The sequence below is a fragment of the Acetobacter conturbans genome (genome assembly GCF_011516755.1).
Classification (GTDB): Bacteria; Pseudomonadota; Alphaproteobacteria; order Acetobacterales; family Acetobacteraceae; genus Acetobacter; species Acetobacter conturbans.
In genome coordinates, this window is record NZ_WOSY01000013.1 from 23,589 (window position 1) to 40,347 (window position 16,759).

General features: G+C 55.2%; 12 protein-coding genes and 1 pseudogene. 3 read left to right on the forward strand and 10 right to left on the reverse strand.

All coding sequences use genetic code 11. The features are described 5' to 3' along the window. Positions 1-14 precede the first annotated feature (14 nt). From GOB81_RS12920 to GOB81_RS12935, 4 genes are all read right to left on the reverse strand, one after another. Entirely contained in the window at positions 15-1,382 is a 1,368-nt protein-coding gene (locus tag GOB81_RS12920; protein WP_173570844.1) for an ATP-binding protein, read from the reverse strand. Beyond that, entirely contained in the window at positions 1,379-2,104 is a 726-nt protein-coding gene (locus tag GOB81_RS12925) for a response regulator transcription factor (RefSeq protein WP_173570845.1), read from the reverse strand. Before GOB81_RS12925 ends, GOB81_RS12920 begins: the two co-directional genes overlap by 4 nt. 479 nt (positions 2,105-2,583) lie before the next feature. Beyond that, positions 2,584-4,869, reverse strand: a complete 2,286-nt coding sequence (locus tag GOB81_RS12930; protein WP_198912119.1) for a beta-glucosidase family protein — start codon at positions 4,867-4,869, stop codon at positions 2,584-2,586. 111 nt (positions 4,870-4,980) lie between these two features. Then, positions 4,981-5,598: a TetR/AcrR family transcriptional regulator gene (locus GOB81_RS12935; RefSeq protein WP_173570846.1), complete on the reverse strand. Its 618-nt coding sequence runs from the start codon at positions 5,596-5,598 to the stop codon at positions 4,981-4,983. A gap of 199 nt (positions 5,599-5,797) precedes the next feature. Here GOB81_RS12935 and GOB81_RS12940 point away from each other — a divergent pair, with 199 nt between their 5' ends. Continuing rightward, the gene (locus tag GOB81_RS12940; RefSeq protein ID WP_173570847.1) at positions 5,798-7,249 is read left to right on the forward strand and encodes a carotenoid oxygenase family protein; all 1,452 of its coding nucleotides are present in this window, start codon (positions 5,798-5,800) and stop codon (positions 7,247-7,249) included. Between the two features lie 484 nt (positions 7,250-7,733). On the opposite strand, the gene GOB81_RS12945 is transcribed toward GOB81_RS12940, so the two are convergent. The 6 genes from GOB81_RS12945 to GOB81_RS12970 are packed head-to-tail and all read right to left on the reverse strand — an operon-like array spanning position 7,734 to position 14,430. Beyond that, positions 7,734-9,005: an aldehyde dehydrogenase family protein gene (locus tag GOB81_RS12945; protein ID WP_242010264.1), complete on the reverse strand. Its 1,272-nt coding sequence runs from the start codon at positions 9,003-9,005 to the stop codon at positions 7,734-7,736. Positions 9,006-9,023: 18 nt separating this feature from the next. After that, positions 9,024-9,437, reverse strand: a complete 414-nt coding sequence (locus tag GOB81_RS12950) for a DUF2141 domain-containing protein (RefSeq protein WP_173570891.1) — start codon at positions 9,435-9,437, stop codon at positions 9,024-9,026. A gap of 5 nt (positions 9,438-9,442) precedes the next feature. After that, positions 9,443-10,534: a glycosyltransferase gene (locus tag GOB81_RS12955; protein ID WP_173570848.1), complete on the reverse strand. Its 1,092-nt coding sequence runs from the start codon at positions 10,532-10,534 to the stop codon at positions 9,443-9,445. Further along, positions 10,531-11,292, reverse strand: a complete 762-nt coding sequence (locus GOB81_RS12960; protein ID WP_242010265.1) for a lysophospholipid acyltransferase family protein — start codon at positions 11,290-11,292, stop codon at positions 10,531-10,533. The genes GOB81_RS12955 and GOB81_RS12960 overlap by 4 nt, the downstream gene beginning before the upstream one ends. Next, a complete protein-coding gene (locus GOB81_RS12965; protein WP_173570849.1) occupies positions 11,289-12,821 on the reverse strand; it encodes a phytoene desaturase family protein in 1,533 nt (510 codons plus the stop codon). The genes GOB81_RS12960 and GOB81_RS12965 overlap by 4 nt, the downstream gene beginning before the upstream one ends. Next, positions 12,808-14,430, reverse strand: coding sequence for a phytoene desaturase family protein (locus GOB81_RS12970; RefSeq protein ID WP_277876921.1), 1,623 nt, complete (start codon positions 14,428-14,430; stop codon positions 12,808-12,810). Before GOB81_RS12970 ends, GOB81_RS12965 begins: the two co-directional genes overlap by 14 nt. 560 nt (positions 14,431-14,990) lie before the next feature. Between GOB81_RS12970 and GOB81_RS12975 the strand changes: the two genes are divergently transcribed. Together GOB81_RS12975 and GOB81_RS12980 are read left to right on the forward strand one after the other, a co-directional pair. Beyond that, positions 14,991-15,899 (forward strand): AraC family transcriptional regulator, encoded by a 909-nt coding sequence (locus GOB81_RS12975; protein ID WP_173570850.1) that lies wholly within the window; start codon positions 14,991-14,993, stop codon positions 15,897-15,899. Positions 15,900-16,387: 488 nt separating this feature from the next. Further along, positions 16,388-16,615: pseudogene (locus tag GOB81_RS12980) on the forward strand (transposase); the annotation flags it as partial. Positions 16,616-16,759 lie beyond the last annotated feature (144 nt).

Genomic DNA, 16,759 nt, shown 5'->3' on the forward strand with positions numbered 1-16,759 from the left:
CCGGAATGTCGTGATCATGTGGCGCGCCGACCTTTTGAGCGAGGAGCGTTTGCAGGCAGTGTCAGTCGGACGATCAGGCCCGTGGGAGTCGCGTCATGGAAACTGACGATGCCGTGATGTCGGGCCATAATGTCCTGCACGATGGAAAGGCCCAGCCCCAGACTGCCATCGACGCTTCTGGCGCGGTCCATGCGCGCGAAAGGCTGGAGCATCTCAAGTCGCATATTGTCAGGAATGCCCGGACCAGCATCCTGCACTTCGATAATGGCCTCGTCAGTTTCGGACCATGCGTTCACTTTTACGGTTTTCCCGTATTTCAAACCGTTTTCTATGAGGTTATTGACGGCACGTGAAATCGAGACAGGCTGACAAAAACACGTAATTTCCTGTTCCCCTTCATAGGAAACCTGTTTCCCCACGGAGGAAAATTCTTCGCAAAGGCTCTCCAGAAGGGAGCGGAGTTCGACTGTCTCGAAAGGCTCCGTCTCCCGCTGCCCGTTAAGAAAGGCAAGCGCGCCGTTGAGCATCTGTTTCATCAGCGAGAGGTCGTTTCGCATCACGGAAGGGGCGGCATCCTCGCCCCCCAGTTCCACGCGCATGGACAGGCGTGTCAGTGGGGTGCGCAGGTCATGGCTGATCGACATCAGCATGCGGGTGCGCTCTTCCGCGGCAAGGCGGATCCGGCTTTGCATGCGGTTGAAAGCGCGGATGACACGCCGGACTTCGCGCGGTCCCTGTTCTTCGAGAGGAGGAGACGTCGTGTCATATCCGAGGGTGTCTGCCTTACGGGCGAGAACCGAGAGGGGGCGATTGACCCGCCACACACTCCAGAGCGACAGGGCGGCCGTCATGACCAGAAGGGAAAGGAACGGAACCGTAATCGGGAGCGTCATATGAATGACGTCGTGGAAATTGAAATTTGAAATCACCGAGACGTGAATACCATCTCTCGGGAAGATGATATTTGTGGATATCCTGTCCCCGGAGGCGCATTTCACGACACTCAGGGAGTGGGCATCATCAGGAAAATCGTGCATCAGAATGCGGTGAACGAGTCCGGTCTCATGGTCTGTTGGCTGCGGTGTGCACGGAAAGGCCTTGTTCAGCTGAAAATGGAAGCCTGCCGCCGACATGCCCTCTGCTGCCTGTTGGCGGACAGAAACGGGAATGGCCCGCAGCGATCTTATGGCGGTTTCGATGGCGAGGGTGTCTGGCCAGGGGCCGACGGGCAGTGGCGGAAGGGCCGGACGGACTGCCCGAAGCAACAGGACGACGAAGCAGAACGTCAGGAGAAGACTGGTCACCAGGATGGCGACCATCTGCCCGAAGATCGTCTGGGGAAACACGCGTCGGAGTGCTGCCAGAGGAGGAAAAGAAGTCATGGAATGCATACCCGCGGGTCAAAAATGTAGCCGTCTCCGCGCACGGTCCGGATCAATTCGAGCTGGCGGCCGCCTTCCGCGAGCTTCCGGCGCAACCGACTGACGAGAAGATCGATGGATCGCTCTTCCAGGGCTGTAGGGTTCCCATGGATCAGATTGATGATGTCCGGTCTTGTGAGAAGTGTATTCTGATGCTGCCAGAAAACGAGCATCAGATCTGTCTCGGCTCCGCTGAGAGTCAGTCGAACACCCGATGCCCTGTAAAGCGCCCTTTTGGCAGGGACGAATTTCCAGGGGCCGAAGACGTATTCGTCCGGCAATGAAGAAGGCTTTCGCGGCCGATCCCCACGCCTCAGGACCGCGCGGACACGCGCTTCGAGTTCTGCCAGATCGAAAGGCTTGCTGATATAATCATCTGCCCCCAGATTAAGTCCTGCGATTTTGTCCTGAATTTCCGCCAGAGCCGTGACCATGATGATCGGAGCATTCGTAGTCTGATGGATATACCGACAGACCTCATATCCACTTTCTTGTGGGAGCATCAGATCGAGCAGGATGATGCTGATTTCACTATTTTCTATGTAATGACGCACTTCCGTAAGAGTAACGGCAGTACTCACAAGATATCCTGCATGGGAGAAGTAGCGCAGAAGAAGATTCCGAATTCCCGGATCATCTTCTACTACCAGCAGATGCGGCGCAGGCAGGGCGTGATCGGACATGTCGGACACTGCACGTAAGCATCTTTCTGAAGAGGGCGAAATCGTGGTTTGGACGGGAAGTATGTATCCGAGCCCGTCGTGGAGAAAGCTGGAAAATCACTTTGAGAGGTTATTTTTCATTTTTGAAAAAAATGTTGTAGATAAATGTATCAAATAGAAATTGATTGCATCGTTCTCATTGGGGCAACATGAAACACTTCTAAGAGACGATCCGAGATCATTCGAATAGTTCTATCAGTAACGCAGAGAGTTTTTTATACTGCCTGCATGGACTTTATCTTCATCTGTTTTGATGAAACGTATCCCGAGGTGAACGGCTCAATTCCGGCCGTTCAACCTCCCGTGTTCAGAATTATGTGGCCTGGAACAGCGTGGAGATACACGGGCCCCGTCATGAGTGCTGACATCCGTAGGTGCCCAGTTTGTGACAGACATTGTCGGCGGTGCGATAACTGTGGAACGGAGACTCTTGTGGGCGGTCACAAACGGCAGCCAAAACACTGCTCATCTCCATTCTCGTGCAGTGCAACGCCCAGATTTGCAGACATAAACCGCAGAGGCACTTCGAGCATGTGAGGATCTCGCGACGAGCCACCAACCTCGATGTGCGCTGTTCCTCCGGGAATCTGCCAGCGACCTGCCCAGACAGCAAAGCGCGCGGCGGGGATCGTCAGCGTGATTTCACGGGCCTCGGTGGGTGCGAGATCCACTTTCTCCCACGCCACCAGACGTCGTGGCGGCTCGCCGGTGTTTGCGGGGAGAGCGGAATAGACCTGCGCTGTTTCCTTGCCGCGACGATCACCGTCATTCGTCAGCCTGAACTGAACCGACACATCCCCAGATTGCAGGCGTTTTGCCTGCAATCCTGAATACGAAAAATGCGTGTAGGAAAGCCCGTAACCAAAAGGGAACAGAGGTTCAATCTTCTGGCTGTCATACCAGCGATATCCCATTTTGAGGCCTTCAGTGTACGGGATCCGAAGGGCCGTGGTTGGAATAGTCTTTTGTGGCAGATCGTCCTCACGCTTGGGGAAGCTCAGCGGCAGCTTTCCTGAGGGGTTCACCTCACCGAACAGCACGTCAGCGATTGCGGGTCCGCCCTGCACACCGGGATACCAGGCCACCAGAACAGACTGCACATGGTTAAGCCAGGGCATCGTTACGGCCGTACCCTGCTCCAGAACGACAATAGTCCGTCTGGCTCTGGCCGCGACGGTGGAAATCAGGTTGTTCTGGTCATAAGACTGATTGGCGGGATCGCTCTTGTCATCGGGCAACGAAAGGCGCGGCAGATCCACCTGTTCTGTCGTGAACTGCGTGGCAAAGATAATCGCAACATTCGCCTGAGCCGCCGCCAAAGCTGCCGCAGCGGCATCCTTACCGTCCAGATAGCGGACGGTCTTGCCGGGGAGCCGCGCACGGATCGCCTCCAGTGGGGAAGATTTGTACCAAGTCGCACAGAGACTGAACTGATGGATGAAGGGATCGACCGCGCCGGGCGTTCCACAGGTCACGGCATTGCCATCACGTGCAGGCACCCCCGCTGAACCGCCACCGCTGATGACGCCTGCATCAGCATGACCGCCGATCACCACCACAGTCTGCATCGACGATGGAACCAGAGGCAATGTCGGGTGACTGTCCGCCCCTGAAGGATCGTTTTTCAGCAGAACGATGGCGTTCTGCTCTACGCGCCGTGCCAGAATGTCGCCAGCAGCGGTGTCGATCTTGCCTACAGGTGAAGTCGGGATGTTGATGAGCCCCGCCCGATCAAGAGAGCGTAGCTTGCGACGAACCATATCGTCCAGTCTGGCCTCTGACACCTGCCCATTCCGGACAGCCTCTTTCAGCCGTTGATTGAAAAACGTGTGCAGACCTGCTGGTCCCGGCAGACTGTCGTCCGCAGACCCCGGCTCTTCTTCATCGGTACCAGCGTTCGCCGCACGCCGGGTGTTCGTGATCGCCGCAATCCAGTCTGACTGAACATACCCCTGAAAGCCCCAGTCACCTTTGAGGATATCCGTCAGGAGATGACGGTTTTCACAGGACTTTTCGCCATTCACCAGATTGTAGGCGCACATTACGACGGCGGGATTCGCTTTATCGACGGCCAGCTCAAATCCGCGCAGATAAAGTTCACGCAGCGTGCGCTCATCAATTATGGAATCCGAAGTGAAGCGGTTTGTCTCCTGATCGTTCGCAGCAAAATGCTTCATCACTGTGAGAATGTTCTGTGATTGTGCACCTTGCGTGCGTGCAGCAAACAGTATTCCCGCGAGGATGGGATCCTCTCCCATATACTCGAAGGTCCTTCCGTTGCGCGGCTCACGTGCCAGATTGATGCCGTTGCCCAGGCCGGAATTGAAGCCGAGCGTTTTGAGTTCATGAGCAACCAGAACACCGTAGTCCCGCGCGATGTTCACATCCCAGCTGGCAGCGAGAGCAAGCGGACTTGGCAGAGGCGTTGCGTGTTTGCCCTGAACATTAATGCCAGCATCAGAATCTACGTAATTGATGTCCGGAATACCAAGGCGGGGAATACCTTTGATATATCCCCCGCCCCCGATCGGGGAACTGCCCATCCCGCCGCCATGCACAAGCTGGATTTTCTCATCCAGCGACATCCGTGCGAGCAGAGCATCAACCCGCTGCTCGCTGTTTTGATGGCGGCTTTGGGCCGCTGCCACTCCGGGTAAAGTCTGTGATATGGCAGCGAGGATTCCAACGTGCATGAACAGCCGGCGCATATTTGACGTATAACTCATGCCGTGAACCTTTTTCTTTAAGGGTGGAAGATTTGTATTTGAAATAGTCTTTTTCAATTTCACATTATTTAAGATGGCGAAATATCATCTCAAACATCGACGCAGTGTTGCCTATCTCTTCTGCGAGGATGGTCCATATCGTGCGAGAAACATTTCAACTGCACTTTCCACCTTCGCTTCCATGATTTCGGGTGCAACACTTTCCTCCAGTCCCCACAGAAGTTTTTCATAGATTCCGGCCTCACAAAGCGCTTTAAATTGTAACGCCGCATTCAGGGGGTTCAACGGAACCAGAACGTCAGCGCTCACCCCGGCTTCCAGTACTCCGGCGATACGTCCGACAACTCGTTTGGGACCATTTTCAAAAAAGAGCAGCCCGAGTTCAGGGAAACGCGTGCTTTCGGCAATCACCAGACGACAAATGGCAATAATGCGCGGTGAGAGCAGGAGCTGAAGGTATCGACGCCCTAATAAAGTAAGCGTTTTATCAAAATCATCAAAGGACACCGGAATATCATGAAGGGCCGCAAAGGCGTCTTCTCCGGCATCGATAACAAACGCTGTGAACAATTCTTCCTTGGATGGAAAATAGCCATAGAGGGTCGATTTTGATCCTCCCAGCTCCGCCGCGACGGCTGCCATCGATGTGCTGGCGTAGCCCTGCTGGAGGAACATGCATCCGGCAATCTTCAGGATGGCTTCGCGTCTGGCTTCCGTACGAACTCTCATATCATCTCCTTATAACCGTACGGTTCGGTATGTCTATCGTTGCTATTGGCGCAAAAGCGTTTTATGTACGGTTGTGTACGCTTTTGGAATAAGGGGCTCCCGCCACGAAAACCCGGAAGTGTAAGGCAAACGCCCCTCTTCAGGTCGTCGATCTGCCGACGTGGTGGCCGTTTGGTTGAAAATCCCAGGGAGATAGTTGATGAAAATAACAAATCCGTTCCTGCAAGGACCGTACGAGCCACTCAGAAATGAATGTACGATCGAAAACGTCGACGTTCTGGGCACCATTCCGCTTGAACTGACGGGAACACTTTACCGCTCAGCACCGAGTGCGGAGTTCCTTCTCGACGATCCGAACCGTTTTCACTGGTTTGACGGCGATGGCATGGTTCATGCCTTTCGGATCGAAAACGGTCGGGCAAGTTATCGTAACTGCTGGGTTGAAACCGAAGGGCTGAAAGTCGAACGCAGCGCTGGGCGGCAACTTTACAACGGCATCTATGGCCGGTCGGAAGCACCGCAAAAGCCGCTTCCTGAAGGCGCGCCTGAGATTAAAACAGTCGCGGGTATCAACGTCATTCGCCTCGGCACGCACCTGCTGGCGATGCATGAGGCGGAAGGTCATTACTGGGAAATCGATCCGGTCACCTTGAAGACCCTGGGAACGTTCGACTTTGACGGGCAGGTGTCCGGCATGCTGACGGCACACCCACACTTTGATCCGGCGACAAAAGAGTGGATTTTCTACTCCCTGGATAATGAGAAGAGGTCTCTGACCTGTTTCACTGCGGATATCCACGGCGCAGTCACGTCCAAATTCGCAATACCCATGAGTTTCACACCGTGGAACCACGATGTCATCTTCACGGCAGAGCACTTTATTTTCTTTTTCGGGATGATCAGCTGGCGCCCTTATGCCGAGGATCGCATTCCACAAGGCAAGAGCTCCTGGTTTATTGATCCAGCGGCGGGAACAGATGCACGAATTCTGTTCGTCCATCGTAAAACAGGCGAAGCGCTCTGGATCGAGCCGGAAAATTCACCTTATATGATTGGACACTTCCTGAATGCCTATCAGGACGGGGACAAGACAATCGTTGATGCTAGCGCAACGCCTGTCAGTGGTGCCCTAAAGACATTCAATCCCGAGGATTTTTACCCGTTCCCGCTCGTTCCCGGCCCTGCCGCTTTCGAGAATCCGCAGCTCTGGCGATTCGTTATCAATCCGCACGAGGGAACGGTTGAACATCACCGCATCGGTGATTTTAGTGCCGAGTTCGTGCGTCCCAATGAAACGATCATGGGGCAGAAGCACCGTTACGGCTATATGGCCGGCGCGCATGACCTCAGGCCGGAGACACGTGGTTTCAATTGCCTTGTGAAGCATGACTACGAGGGGAATGTTACCCGGTTCCAGCATCTCTCACCGGACTATGACATGACTCCCGGCGAGCCGGTCTTTGTTCCACATCCCGACGGAGAGACCGAGGATCATGGATGGGTTCTGGCCGTCTGGTATGATCCCCGCAGAAACGCCAGCGAACTGGTGATCCTTGATGCCCAGAAGTTCGACGGCGAGCCAGTCGCAAGAATTCGCCTCGATCACCACGTTCCGCTGGGATTTCACGGAAACTGGATCGCCGACTGCTGAATAATTCCTGATCCTGCCTAAGAATAATTGCGAGGCTGATGATAGACATGAAGGGATGGGTGCAGCGATCATAGCGGGTCGCGACCCCTTCTTTTATCGTTGAGTTTTGCAAACATGTTTTCGCCGTGGTGGCTGTTTTGATACAGATGCCATCTGTAAAAAAGGCTTTGATGGGCGGTTTTTCTCGGTGGCATAAAGGCTGTGATGTTTTGCTCAGCAAGGGGTTGCCTGATCCTGTCGCGGTCAGAGCCCCGGTCACCGAGAATTTCGCGTGTTTCAGCGGGAAGATCGGCCAGCAGAACATCCGCTGCCCTGAAGTCTCCCGGACCTGCCGTCAGATGAGATACGACATGAGAGGTCTACAATCAGTCCTGCAGCACCGGAATACTCTCCATCAAACTCTCGCCGCAGAGAGAAAAGGCGTCAGTTCTGACCTAATCAGAAACCATCATAACCATTGATAGAATTCTCCTCGTTGCAAAACTTACAGAAACAAACGTCGTGACGACGTAACGACTGGCCGCGTCACGGCGAGGAGTCCTTCCGGGCCACGGGTTGTGCCATACCCACTACTGTGAGCACCGGCAAAAGGCAGTCGCGGGTCGGCGGTTGGAATGATCAGATCATTGATGCAGATCGAACCCACCGGAAGGCGCCTAGCCAATAATCTGGCATCCTCTTCAGGACCAAAAATACTGGCTCCCAGAGCATAGGACGAGGTTTGGTTGAGCGTGAGGGCTTCTTCCATACTCTCCACGCCTGTCACCGCCAGCCATGGTGCGAAGATATCCACGTCCAGAAGATGTTGCAGAGTTTCCGTTTCGCTAAACAGGGTGACGTTCCCTATGGTTTCCGCTGTGCCGCCTGCGATTGTGATGATCGCTTTCAGGTCACTGATACTTTCCTGTGTGCGGGGAGCGAGTGCCAGCGGTTTCTTTTTTGCCAGTGCGGTTCGCAACCCGGTGAGAAGTGTTGCCCGTTGCGTGTGATGGATGAAGACACGATGAGGGGCGATGCAGGTCGCCCCGTTATTCAAACGTGCCCCGTAGGCCAGTGACTGCACGACGAGACTGAGATCGGCGTCAGGCAGGACGAACACGGCGTCCACGCCGGACAGTTCCATGATGGTCGGAGTGAGTGTCGCGGCGGCCTGCCGGAGAACCGTCCTCCCGGTTTGAGCGGAGCCTGTCAGGATGATCAGGTCAAAGCCAGCAGCGACGGCGTCTGGACCATCATCGACAGAAAGGACGATGAAAAGCCCGTCGGGACAGCCGGCCTGCCTGAGCAGGGTCTGGAGGAGGTGGGCAGCGGCCTCTCCGCCTGACGCTGGCTTTAGAGCGACCGCATTGCCGGCTACCAGCGCCTGAAGGGCCTGAATACCCGGTAGCATCAGAGGGTAATTTCCTGGTGCCAGAATGAGAACTGCCCCGAATGGGCGGCGTTCTACGACCGATGTCACGCCGGGAAGCCAGAGGGGACGTCCGAACACCCCGCAGCGCCGGGGAGCGAGGATTTTCCGGGCCTTGCGAAGCAGGAACGTGCTGGCGGCGAGCAGAGGCAGCCATTCTGCGGTCAGGGTCTCGGGTACTGGACGGTTCGGGAAAAGGCCGGGCAACGAAAGCATCTGACACCGGAGACGGGATCGGAAGCGCCGCACCATGCGCAAACGCTCTCTCATGGGAACCATCTGCCATTTTGGGGAAGCCTGCCGAAGCAGGCTGACTTTGTCCTTCATCGGCAGGATAGGATCGGACATACCATAGAGCCCAACGTCTTATTTCGTTTTCAATGCCAGCGAGATTTCACTGTTCTGATTGCTTAACGAAAAGGCGCTGTCAGCAAAGCCGGGTGGCCCGAAATGCATGGCTGGGTTCCTTGAAAAACCGAGTGGCTCCTGCGGAATACCAAAGAAATTTTTGTCGAGTTTTTCATTGTCGTTGCGGTCCTGAAATACCTGCACGGCGTAGATGCCCGATGGGATGTCCTGAATGCTGACATGGACCTGACCAGGATGTGACGGCACGACCTCATGATACGCGCACATCGGTGAGAGAAATTCGTGCTTCGTGCAGACGGCGATGCGGATCGTGCCCGTGGCGTCAGGGATGTTCGTGACCGTGATTCCAAGTGTAGCGGCATGGGCGAGGCTGGGAGCAGCCATCAGCAGGCTAGCGACGGCAAGAGACATTTTTATCACGAGGTTCTCCGGGGGTAAGAGCGTCCACGCCATTGCGGCGCATGACCGAGACAATGCCCCAGCAGGGCCTGCCATTGCAGGATAAGAAGGGTGGCTGCACCCACCGGACTCAGCAGGACTGTTTTCCATCCCTGCCGAAAACGAAGCGCAATCAGGCTTCGTGTCAGGAGTGTCATGGCCATTGCTGCGAGAGACAGGGGCGTCCATCGCATGAGGAAGGGCAGCACCTGCCCAGCACCGATCAGAACCGTCCAGATTGGAAGGCCTTTCGGAGTTGCAATGCCCTCGCTAGCGTTTTTCAGAAGCCCGTTCCAGACTTCCGAAGCATTTTGGTACATCCTGCAGGATGCGATGGTCGAGGCGTCGAACAGCATTGTTTTCTGGCCTGAACGCCGGAACTGTCGAGCCAGCGCCAGTCCGTCATGCAGCCGGGCTTTGATCCCGGTATGGCCGCCGCTGACGTGATAGGCCTCCCGACGAACCATGATCAGCTGCCCGCAGGCTGCGGCAAAAGCGGGTCTCCTTCCGCTATCCAGCCACATCGGAAGATACCCGAGCAGCAGGACATGAATGAAGGGCAGCAATAGCCATTCAAGGAATGTCGCCGTGATCTGTCGTGGAACACCGCTCAGAAGCGCTACATTGGGATGTGCCGCCATCAGGCGACACAGACGGTTGAGCGCGTCCGGATTCAGGCGGACGTCGGCATCGACGAACAGCATGAGATCATGTTGTGCTGCGGCAGCAAGTTGGGCGCAGGCATGCGTCTTACCACACCAGCCTTTCGGGAGTGCGGCGGATGACAGGATGCGTAGCCGGGGGTCGTGACAGGAACGCAGGATTTCCATCGTGCCATCGGTGGAGTGATCATCGAACACGAGAAGTTCGATTGTGATGTCATGACTTTTTAGAACGGCTTCGATAGCACCACGGATGGTGTTTGCCTCATTTCGAGCCGGGATCAGCACGGAAAGAGCTGCCCGTGGTCCTTTCGCAGGTGACGGGCGGAGACGAAAGAAATTGCTGACGGTCAGTGCTAGCGGCAGAAGTGCTGCGGCGAAGACCAGCCTATCCACAGACTTTCTCATGCGTCATGCCGGGGGGTGAAACGCTGCCCCTGATGCCGTTGCCACACGCGACGCAAGAGATCGTAGAGACCGCCGATCCCTGCCCGACCCGTTGTCAACACTGTAAACCGGGACGCATCCTGAGCACACGCATCATGAGCCAAGGCGTCCATGGTTTCCGTAAGGTCTATTTCCAGACGGGACATGATCTCGCCAATATTTTTACTGTCCTCATGAGCCACAAAGCTGCCAAACCTGAGGAGAAGTTCGGGGCGGCTTTCTTTCCAGAACGGATATTCGATTGCCAGTGTAATGACGCGGGCATTCGAAACGTGCCTGAGCAGGTGGGCCACTCCGCTTTGCAGGTTGAGTGGGCGCGTGCGGGGATCAGCGAAATGGCCTTGAGGAGTGACCCAGAGTATATTCCCTTGTTTCAGCATCTGTTGTGCGGTGCGGAAAAATCGCTGAAGAGAGCGGGTGTCGGTGATATCTACCGGTATCAGGCCCGCTTTTTCCAACAGAGGATATCGGCGGAGAGCGTCCGCATCTATGGGGCCATAGCCATGACAGTGTCTGAATAACCGATGCTGGAGAAAAGCAAAAACGGCGGGATCCCACCAGCCGGGGTGGTTGGAGCAGATAATCAGGGGACCACGAAACTGGAGCACCGACTGATCCCCGGAAAGGCGCACGGCATTAAAATGGCGCACGATACCACGCCGCATTGCACGCAAGACCAGTGCGGCAATGACAGGGTGGCGCGTAACGGGCGAGTTCATAACTGTCCGGATGTTTTCAGATCCTGATCCAGACAGTCAGCCGCTATCCAACCCGACATCAAAGCCATCGGCATGCCCGCTCCGGGATGGGTGGCCCCACCAGCCAGATAGAGCCCGGCGACCTCTTTCGACCGGTTTGCGGGTTTGAAGGCCCCATTGATCCGACCGTGACTGGCCAGCCCGTAGATGGCACCTCTCAGTGGAGAGTATCGCTCATGAATATCCTGCGGCGTGAGGTGATGTTCGACACGGATGCGGTCTTCCAGATCCGGCATGCCACCGCATCGTTTGAGCTTGTCGAGAATAACTTGTCGGTAGTGAGGGAAAAGATCCTGCCAGTTCTGACCAGCGTGAATCCATGGTGTGTGAACCAGAACATAAAGTGCCTCACCGCCCGGAGGAGCGACACTCGGATCTGTTTTTGAGGGGGCCGCGAGATAGCATGTCGGGTCGGGTGCGGGGATGCCCTTGTTGTAGATGCTATCAAACTCGTCCTCAGGATCACGGGAGAAGACGAAATCGTGATGGGCGAGATGCTCATAGGCCCGGTCAAGACCAAGATAGAGCACAACGCCTGAGCAGGCCGGCTTGCGTCGTCCCCATTTCTGCTCGAATTTTTTCGTCGGAACATCATGCAGAAGCTCACGCATCGTACGCACACTGTCCATGTTCGATATGACGGCATCGGCTGCCAGATGTTCACCTGTTTGCGTCTCGATTCCGCATGCCCTTTGGTTTTTCATCAGGATTTTGCGAACGCGCGTTTTTGTACGGAATGCCACGCCCAGTTCTGTGGCGAGTTGCACCAGTGCTTCGGGGACGGCTCGTGTTCCGCCCATGGGATACCAGATACCGTCATGCATCTGCATATGGGCGATGCCGAGCAGGACGGCAGGAGCCGCGAAGGGATTGGAACCGACATATTGCGTGAGGTGATCAAGCATTTGCGCGGCCTGAGGGTTCTGGATGCGTTTACGGATTTCCTTCGCAAACGTCGAATCCATTCTCAGTCGCAGGACGTCCCGGAGCGTGCGCAGTGTGAAGCTTGAGCCAAGATCAAGAGTGTCTTCGATCCCTCCGACTGATTTCCAGAAGAAGAACTTCTCCGATATGTCATGCAGATTGCGACTGGCGGCAATCAGATCACGATACCCCTCCCCATCCCCAGTGCAGAGTTCTTCCAGAACCTGCACCATGTTTTCAACATCCTGCTGCAGATCGATCTGATTGCCATCTTCAAAAAAACAGCGCCACTGTGGATCAAGGCGACGGAGATCCAGCCTCGCGTGCATGTCCGCACCGGCTTCCTGGAAAATGCGTTTCAGCACACGGGGAATGGTCAGGATGGTGGGTCCCATATCGAACCGGTACCCGCCTTCACGCCATTCCGCTGCCTTGCCGCCCAGCCAGTCATTGGCCTCGATAACTGTCACATGATGCCCGCGTGCTGCCAGAGTACAGGCTGACGCCAGCCCTCCCAGACCGGATCCGATGACAATGACAGATGCTTTCTTTTCAGGAGAGGGCATGGGCGGGGGTTTTCCGGAAGAACTTGTTGAGCGAACGAGGGCGTTCAGGCGTGAAATCGCGGATCAGAAGGTCGCTGCTAATCCGCGCGCCTTCGAAAATGACGGGTAAGCCACTGCCGGGATGGGTGCCGCCGCCCACCAGATAGACATTTTTGACGTCCTCGAAGCAGTTATGAGGGCGGCGATGCAACATCTGGCCGAGGTTGTGGGCAAGGTTGAACACAGCACCTTTGTGAACGGCGTAAGTGTCTTCCCAGTCTGCCGGTGTCACAATCTTTTCGAAACGGATACGTTCCTCGATGTCCGTAAAACCAGCCTTTTCCAACCGAGCCATGACAAGCTTCCGCGCTTCTGCCCGGGTCTCGTCCGTCCATTCCAGACCGCCATCGCGCAGGTGTCCGACTGGCATCAGGACATAGAGAGTCGAGTGCCCGTCCGGAGCCTGCCCCGGATCAGTGACGCACGCATTCTGCACGTAGAGAGAGGCTGCTTCAGAAAGAGACGTCCCGGCCTCGATCTCGGCGAAGTTGCGGTCGTAGTCCTCAGCCAGAAAGATCGTGTGATGCCCGTGGTTCGGCAGGGTGCCCTCAATGCCGAGATACATCATGAATGTTGAGCAGGAGTATTTTTTCCGTTCCAGAACACGGTTGGTCCATCGCTTGCGTTTGCGGTCCGGGATCAGGCGGTTCATCGCCTGCGCGAAATCCGCGTTGACGACGACTGCATCAGCCTTCTGTGGCCCTTCATCTGTCTGGACCCCGACAGCGCATCCGTTTTCAGTCAGAATTTCACGGATGGGCGTATTCAGGCGGATTGTCGCCCCCAGTCCTTCCGCAGCGTTGCGCAGTGCCTCCATCACGGCAGCCGTCCCGCCGACGGGGTGATAGATGCCGTATTCATGTTCCATGAAGCTCAGGATTGTGAAAAGGCTCGGGCATCTGTAGGGCGACATGCCAAGATATTTGCTTTGGAAAGAAAATGCGAGGTGGGTTTTCGGGTTTTTGAAATACCTAGCAAGATCCTTGTCCACTGAAGACATCGGTCGCAGCATGGGAAGTGCGCGCAGCATATCGGGCCGCAACAGATCAAGCACCGAATTGAAAGGCCGCCGCAGGATAGGAACGAATTTCCGGAATTTCTTGCGGTTGTCAGCGACGAACTGTCGCACGTTGCGTGCGTCGTGCGGATCAATCCGGGAAACTTCTCGTTCGAGTGCCTCAATACAGGAATTCAGGCGCAGCGTAGGGCCTTTTTCAAATGCGAGGTCATAATGTTCCTCCAATCGCTTTAGCGTGATGGTGTCTTCCATGTATAAGCCGCACCGGGAGAAAATATCCTTCAGGATTTGCGGATAGAGGAAGAAGGTCGGCCCTACATCAAATCGGAAGCGGCCAGCGTCTGTTTCAGCGTCGATGGCCGATGACCGTCCGCCCACGCAGGCATGTCGTTCAAACACAGTAACATCTGCCCCGGCATGAGCCAGAAGCATCGCGGACACGAGACCACCTGGGCCTCCTCCCACAACAGCGATGTTCCGCGATAAAAGTGGGAGGGCACGATCCGGCCTTCCGAGTTTCCCGCGCGCCGCAGCACGTGCTTCAGTTTCCAAATCAACTCTCTATTTTGATGGGGTAGATTGAGCGGTGCTTCTCGGACATTTATCTAGGCGGAAGCCTTCTGGAGGCCGTTACCTGCCTCACGACGCCATTTGCGGCACAGAAATTCGACATTCAGACACTCAAAGTTATTTCGGACCGAATTTGTGGAGCGGAGGAGGTTTTCAGAAAACCTTTCCTGCGAAACGCAACCTGGTTCTCAGGGCTGGGGCACGGGTGCCTGCACACCGCGCGGGTTCATGAGAATCATCGAACGAACCATAATAAGCGGATTGTGAGTCTGCTTGGCCGGTACTGTGTCTGCGTCGCTCCGGTTGGCAGCTTATATGAGACGCCCCTTCAGAGCATTCCCGGGACAAGAGTTGATTCGGTAGAGCGGATTGTTCCGACAACGATAACGCACATAATGATCGTTCCCTTATACGGCACAGATAACCGTGGAGTATGGCAGGGTCGTTCGACCCATTTTTCCTCACAGTGCCGAATAGAGCCTAGCATTCAGATTCTGGATCGTGGATAATCGAGCGTCCCAGAATCTTTATCAGGCGTCCAGATGGATCCCCTCTCCCAAACGATTGCCGCTTTAAGACCGCAGGTGCTGACATGGCGTGTGCTGGAACTCCACACACCGTGGGCAATCAGATTTCCATCGGCAGATCTCATCTGTTTCGGACAGATCCTTCAGGGCTCCGCGACAGGCCAGTACGGGGATGGCACTATAATAGACGTCGAAGCTGGCGATTTTCTACTTCTGCCTTTTCCTTCAACATGGGTGATGCGCTCTGAAGGTGAGGCGCATCCGACGGATTTCAGATCCTTAATTTCAGAACCGTCGCATGAGTTGTGCAGCACGCCCGCGCCTGTCGTGACGCGTCTGATCACCGGCGCTTTCGTGTTCGGTCATCCGAGCAATGAAATGCGTGACAGTCTGTTTTCCCGCGTGGTCCACATCCGGGGGGAGGATGTTGAGGCCCGGCGCATTGGTTCTGTTCTCAAGCTATTGGGAGAAGAAGCAGAAGCGGATCGCCCCGGTCGCTCTCTGGTTCTTGAACGTCTGCTGGAAATCATGCTTGTTGAAGTTCTGCGCTATCGTGGCCAGTATTCTACCGACAATCAGTCTGGATTGCTGGCGGGACTGGAAGACCCCCGGATTGGGGCCGCGTTGCGCCTGATCCACGCGCATGCTGACAAATCCTGGACGGTCCAGATGCTTGCGCGCGAAGTGGGGATGTCCCGATCGGCATTCGCCAGAGATTTCATGCAACGTGTGGGTGTTGCTCCAATTACATATCTCATGAACTGGCGTATGAATATTGCGAAATCGGCGCTGAAGGCATCGGATGAAACCGTTGTCGAAATCGCGGAGCGGATTGGATATCAGTCGGTCAGCGCCTTCAGTTCCGCTTTTACGCGGATGACCGGAATGGCCCCCACGGTCTATCGCCGAACTGATACATGTTGAGAATTTAGAAACGTCTCGTCAGTTGTGGCTGATGATGGTGGTTACGTACTACGGCAGAGAGGAGTGTTGATGCCAGCTTGTGGGAGGGTATCGAGATGCCTCGGAACTGTTTCAGTCTGGCGCAGAATCGTTCGATGATGTTTGTTTTTCTGCAAAGGAAGAAACTGATTTTCTTTGGATTGAAAATAGTTCTTTTTTGGCGAAACGACAGGAATGCTTTCCTGTTTTTCAAGCTTTTCGATGAGTGGGTCTGCGTCATAAGCCTTGTCAGCGATGAACGCGTTCGAATCGGTTTCATCCAGAAGAGGCTCTGCTTCGGGGATCCCGCTCTTTGGCTCGGTGGTAGCGCGTCGGATGGTTTTGCGCTAGCGGACGCAAGGGTATTCACCGCAAATCCACCTAAAATGCGCTCCGCTTAGTCCACTCCGTGGTCATGATCCATTGATTTTTGGTGGGATTTTGATTCAGGCTCCGTGAGGAAACTGAAAATGAGTGATCTGTATTGGTTGACGGACGAGCAGATGGTCCGGCTGGAGGCTTGTTTTCCGAAGAACTGCGGCAAGTCTCGGCTTGATGATCGTCGTGTGTTGAACGGGATTATTTTCATCAATCGCAATGGTCTGCCCTGGCATGATGCTCCGAAAGAGTATGACCTACACAGGACACGTTGCAATCTCTTGGGTGCAAGGGGCGTCTTCGCCCTGATGATGGATGGGCCTCGTGGCTGGAAGTAGCTGAACCTCAGACTGTCAGTGAATCAAGTCACATTTTCAAACGCAAGCGCAAGTCGGTTAACCGATCGTGCGCCTGGATATCTCTGTGGTTCTATATGTATAACCCACTCTGATACACTATAAGGC

What these genes read in the sequence shown, in the direction of transcription:
- GOB81_RS12925 (WP_173570845.1), bottom strand. Translation starts at nt 2,104, where the DNA reads ATGTCCGATCACGCCCTGCCTGCGCCGCATCTGCTGGTAGTAGAAGAT.
- GOB81_RS12920 (WP_173570844.1), bottom strand. Translation starts at nt 1,382, where the DNA reads ATGACTTCTTTTCCTCCTCTGGCAGCACTCCGACGCGTGTTTCCCCAG.
- GOB81_RS12960 (WP_242010265.1), bottom strand. Translation starts at nt 11,292, where the DNA reads ATGAACTCGCCCGTTACGCGCCACCCTGTCATTGCCGCACTGGTCTTG.
- GOB81_RS12955 (WP_173570848.1), bottom strand. Translation starts at nt 10,534, where the DNA reads ATGAGAAAGTCTGTGGATAGGCTGGTCTTCGCCGCAGCACTTCTGCCG.
- GOB81_RS12940 (WP_173570847.1), top strand. Translation starts at nt 5,798, where the DNA reads ATGAAAATAACAAATCCGTTCCTGCAAGGACCGTACGAGCCACTCAGA.
- GOB81_RS12965 (WP_173570849.1), bottom strand. Translation starts at nt 12,821, where the DNA reads ATGCCCTCTCCTGAAAAGAAAGCATCTGTCATTGTCATCGGATCCGGT.
- GOB81_RS12945 (WP_242010264.1), bottom strand. Translation starts at nt 9,005, where the DNA reads ATGTCCGATCCTATCCTGCCGATGAAGGACAAAGTCAGCCTGCTTCGG.
- GOB81_RS12935 (WP_173570846.1), bottom strand. Translation starts at nt 5,598, where the DNA reads ATGAGAGTTCGTACGGAAGCCAGACGCGAAGCCATCCTGAAGATTGCC.
- GOB81_RS12950 (WP_173570891.1), bottom strand. Translation starts at nt 9,437, where the DNA reads ATGTCTCTTGCCGTCGCTAGCCTGCTGATGGCTGCTCCCAGCCTCGCC.
- GOB81_RS12930 (WP_198912119.1), bottom strand. Translation starts at nt 4,869, where the DNA reads ATGAGTTATACGTCAAATATGCGCCGGCTGTTCATGCACGTTGGAATC.
- GOB81_RS12975 (WP_173570850.1), top strand. Translation starts at nt 14,991, where the DNA reads ATGGATCCCCTCTCCCAAACGATTGCCGCTTTAAGACCGCAGGTGCTG.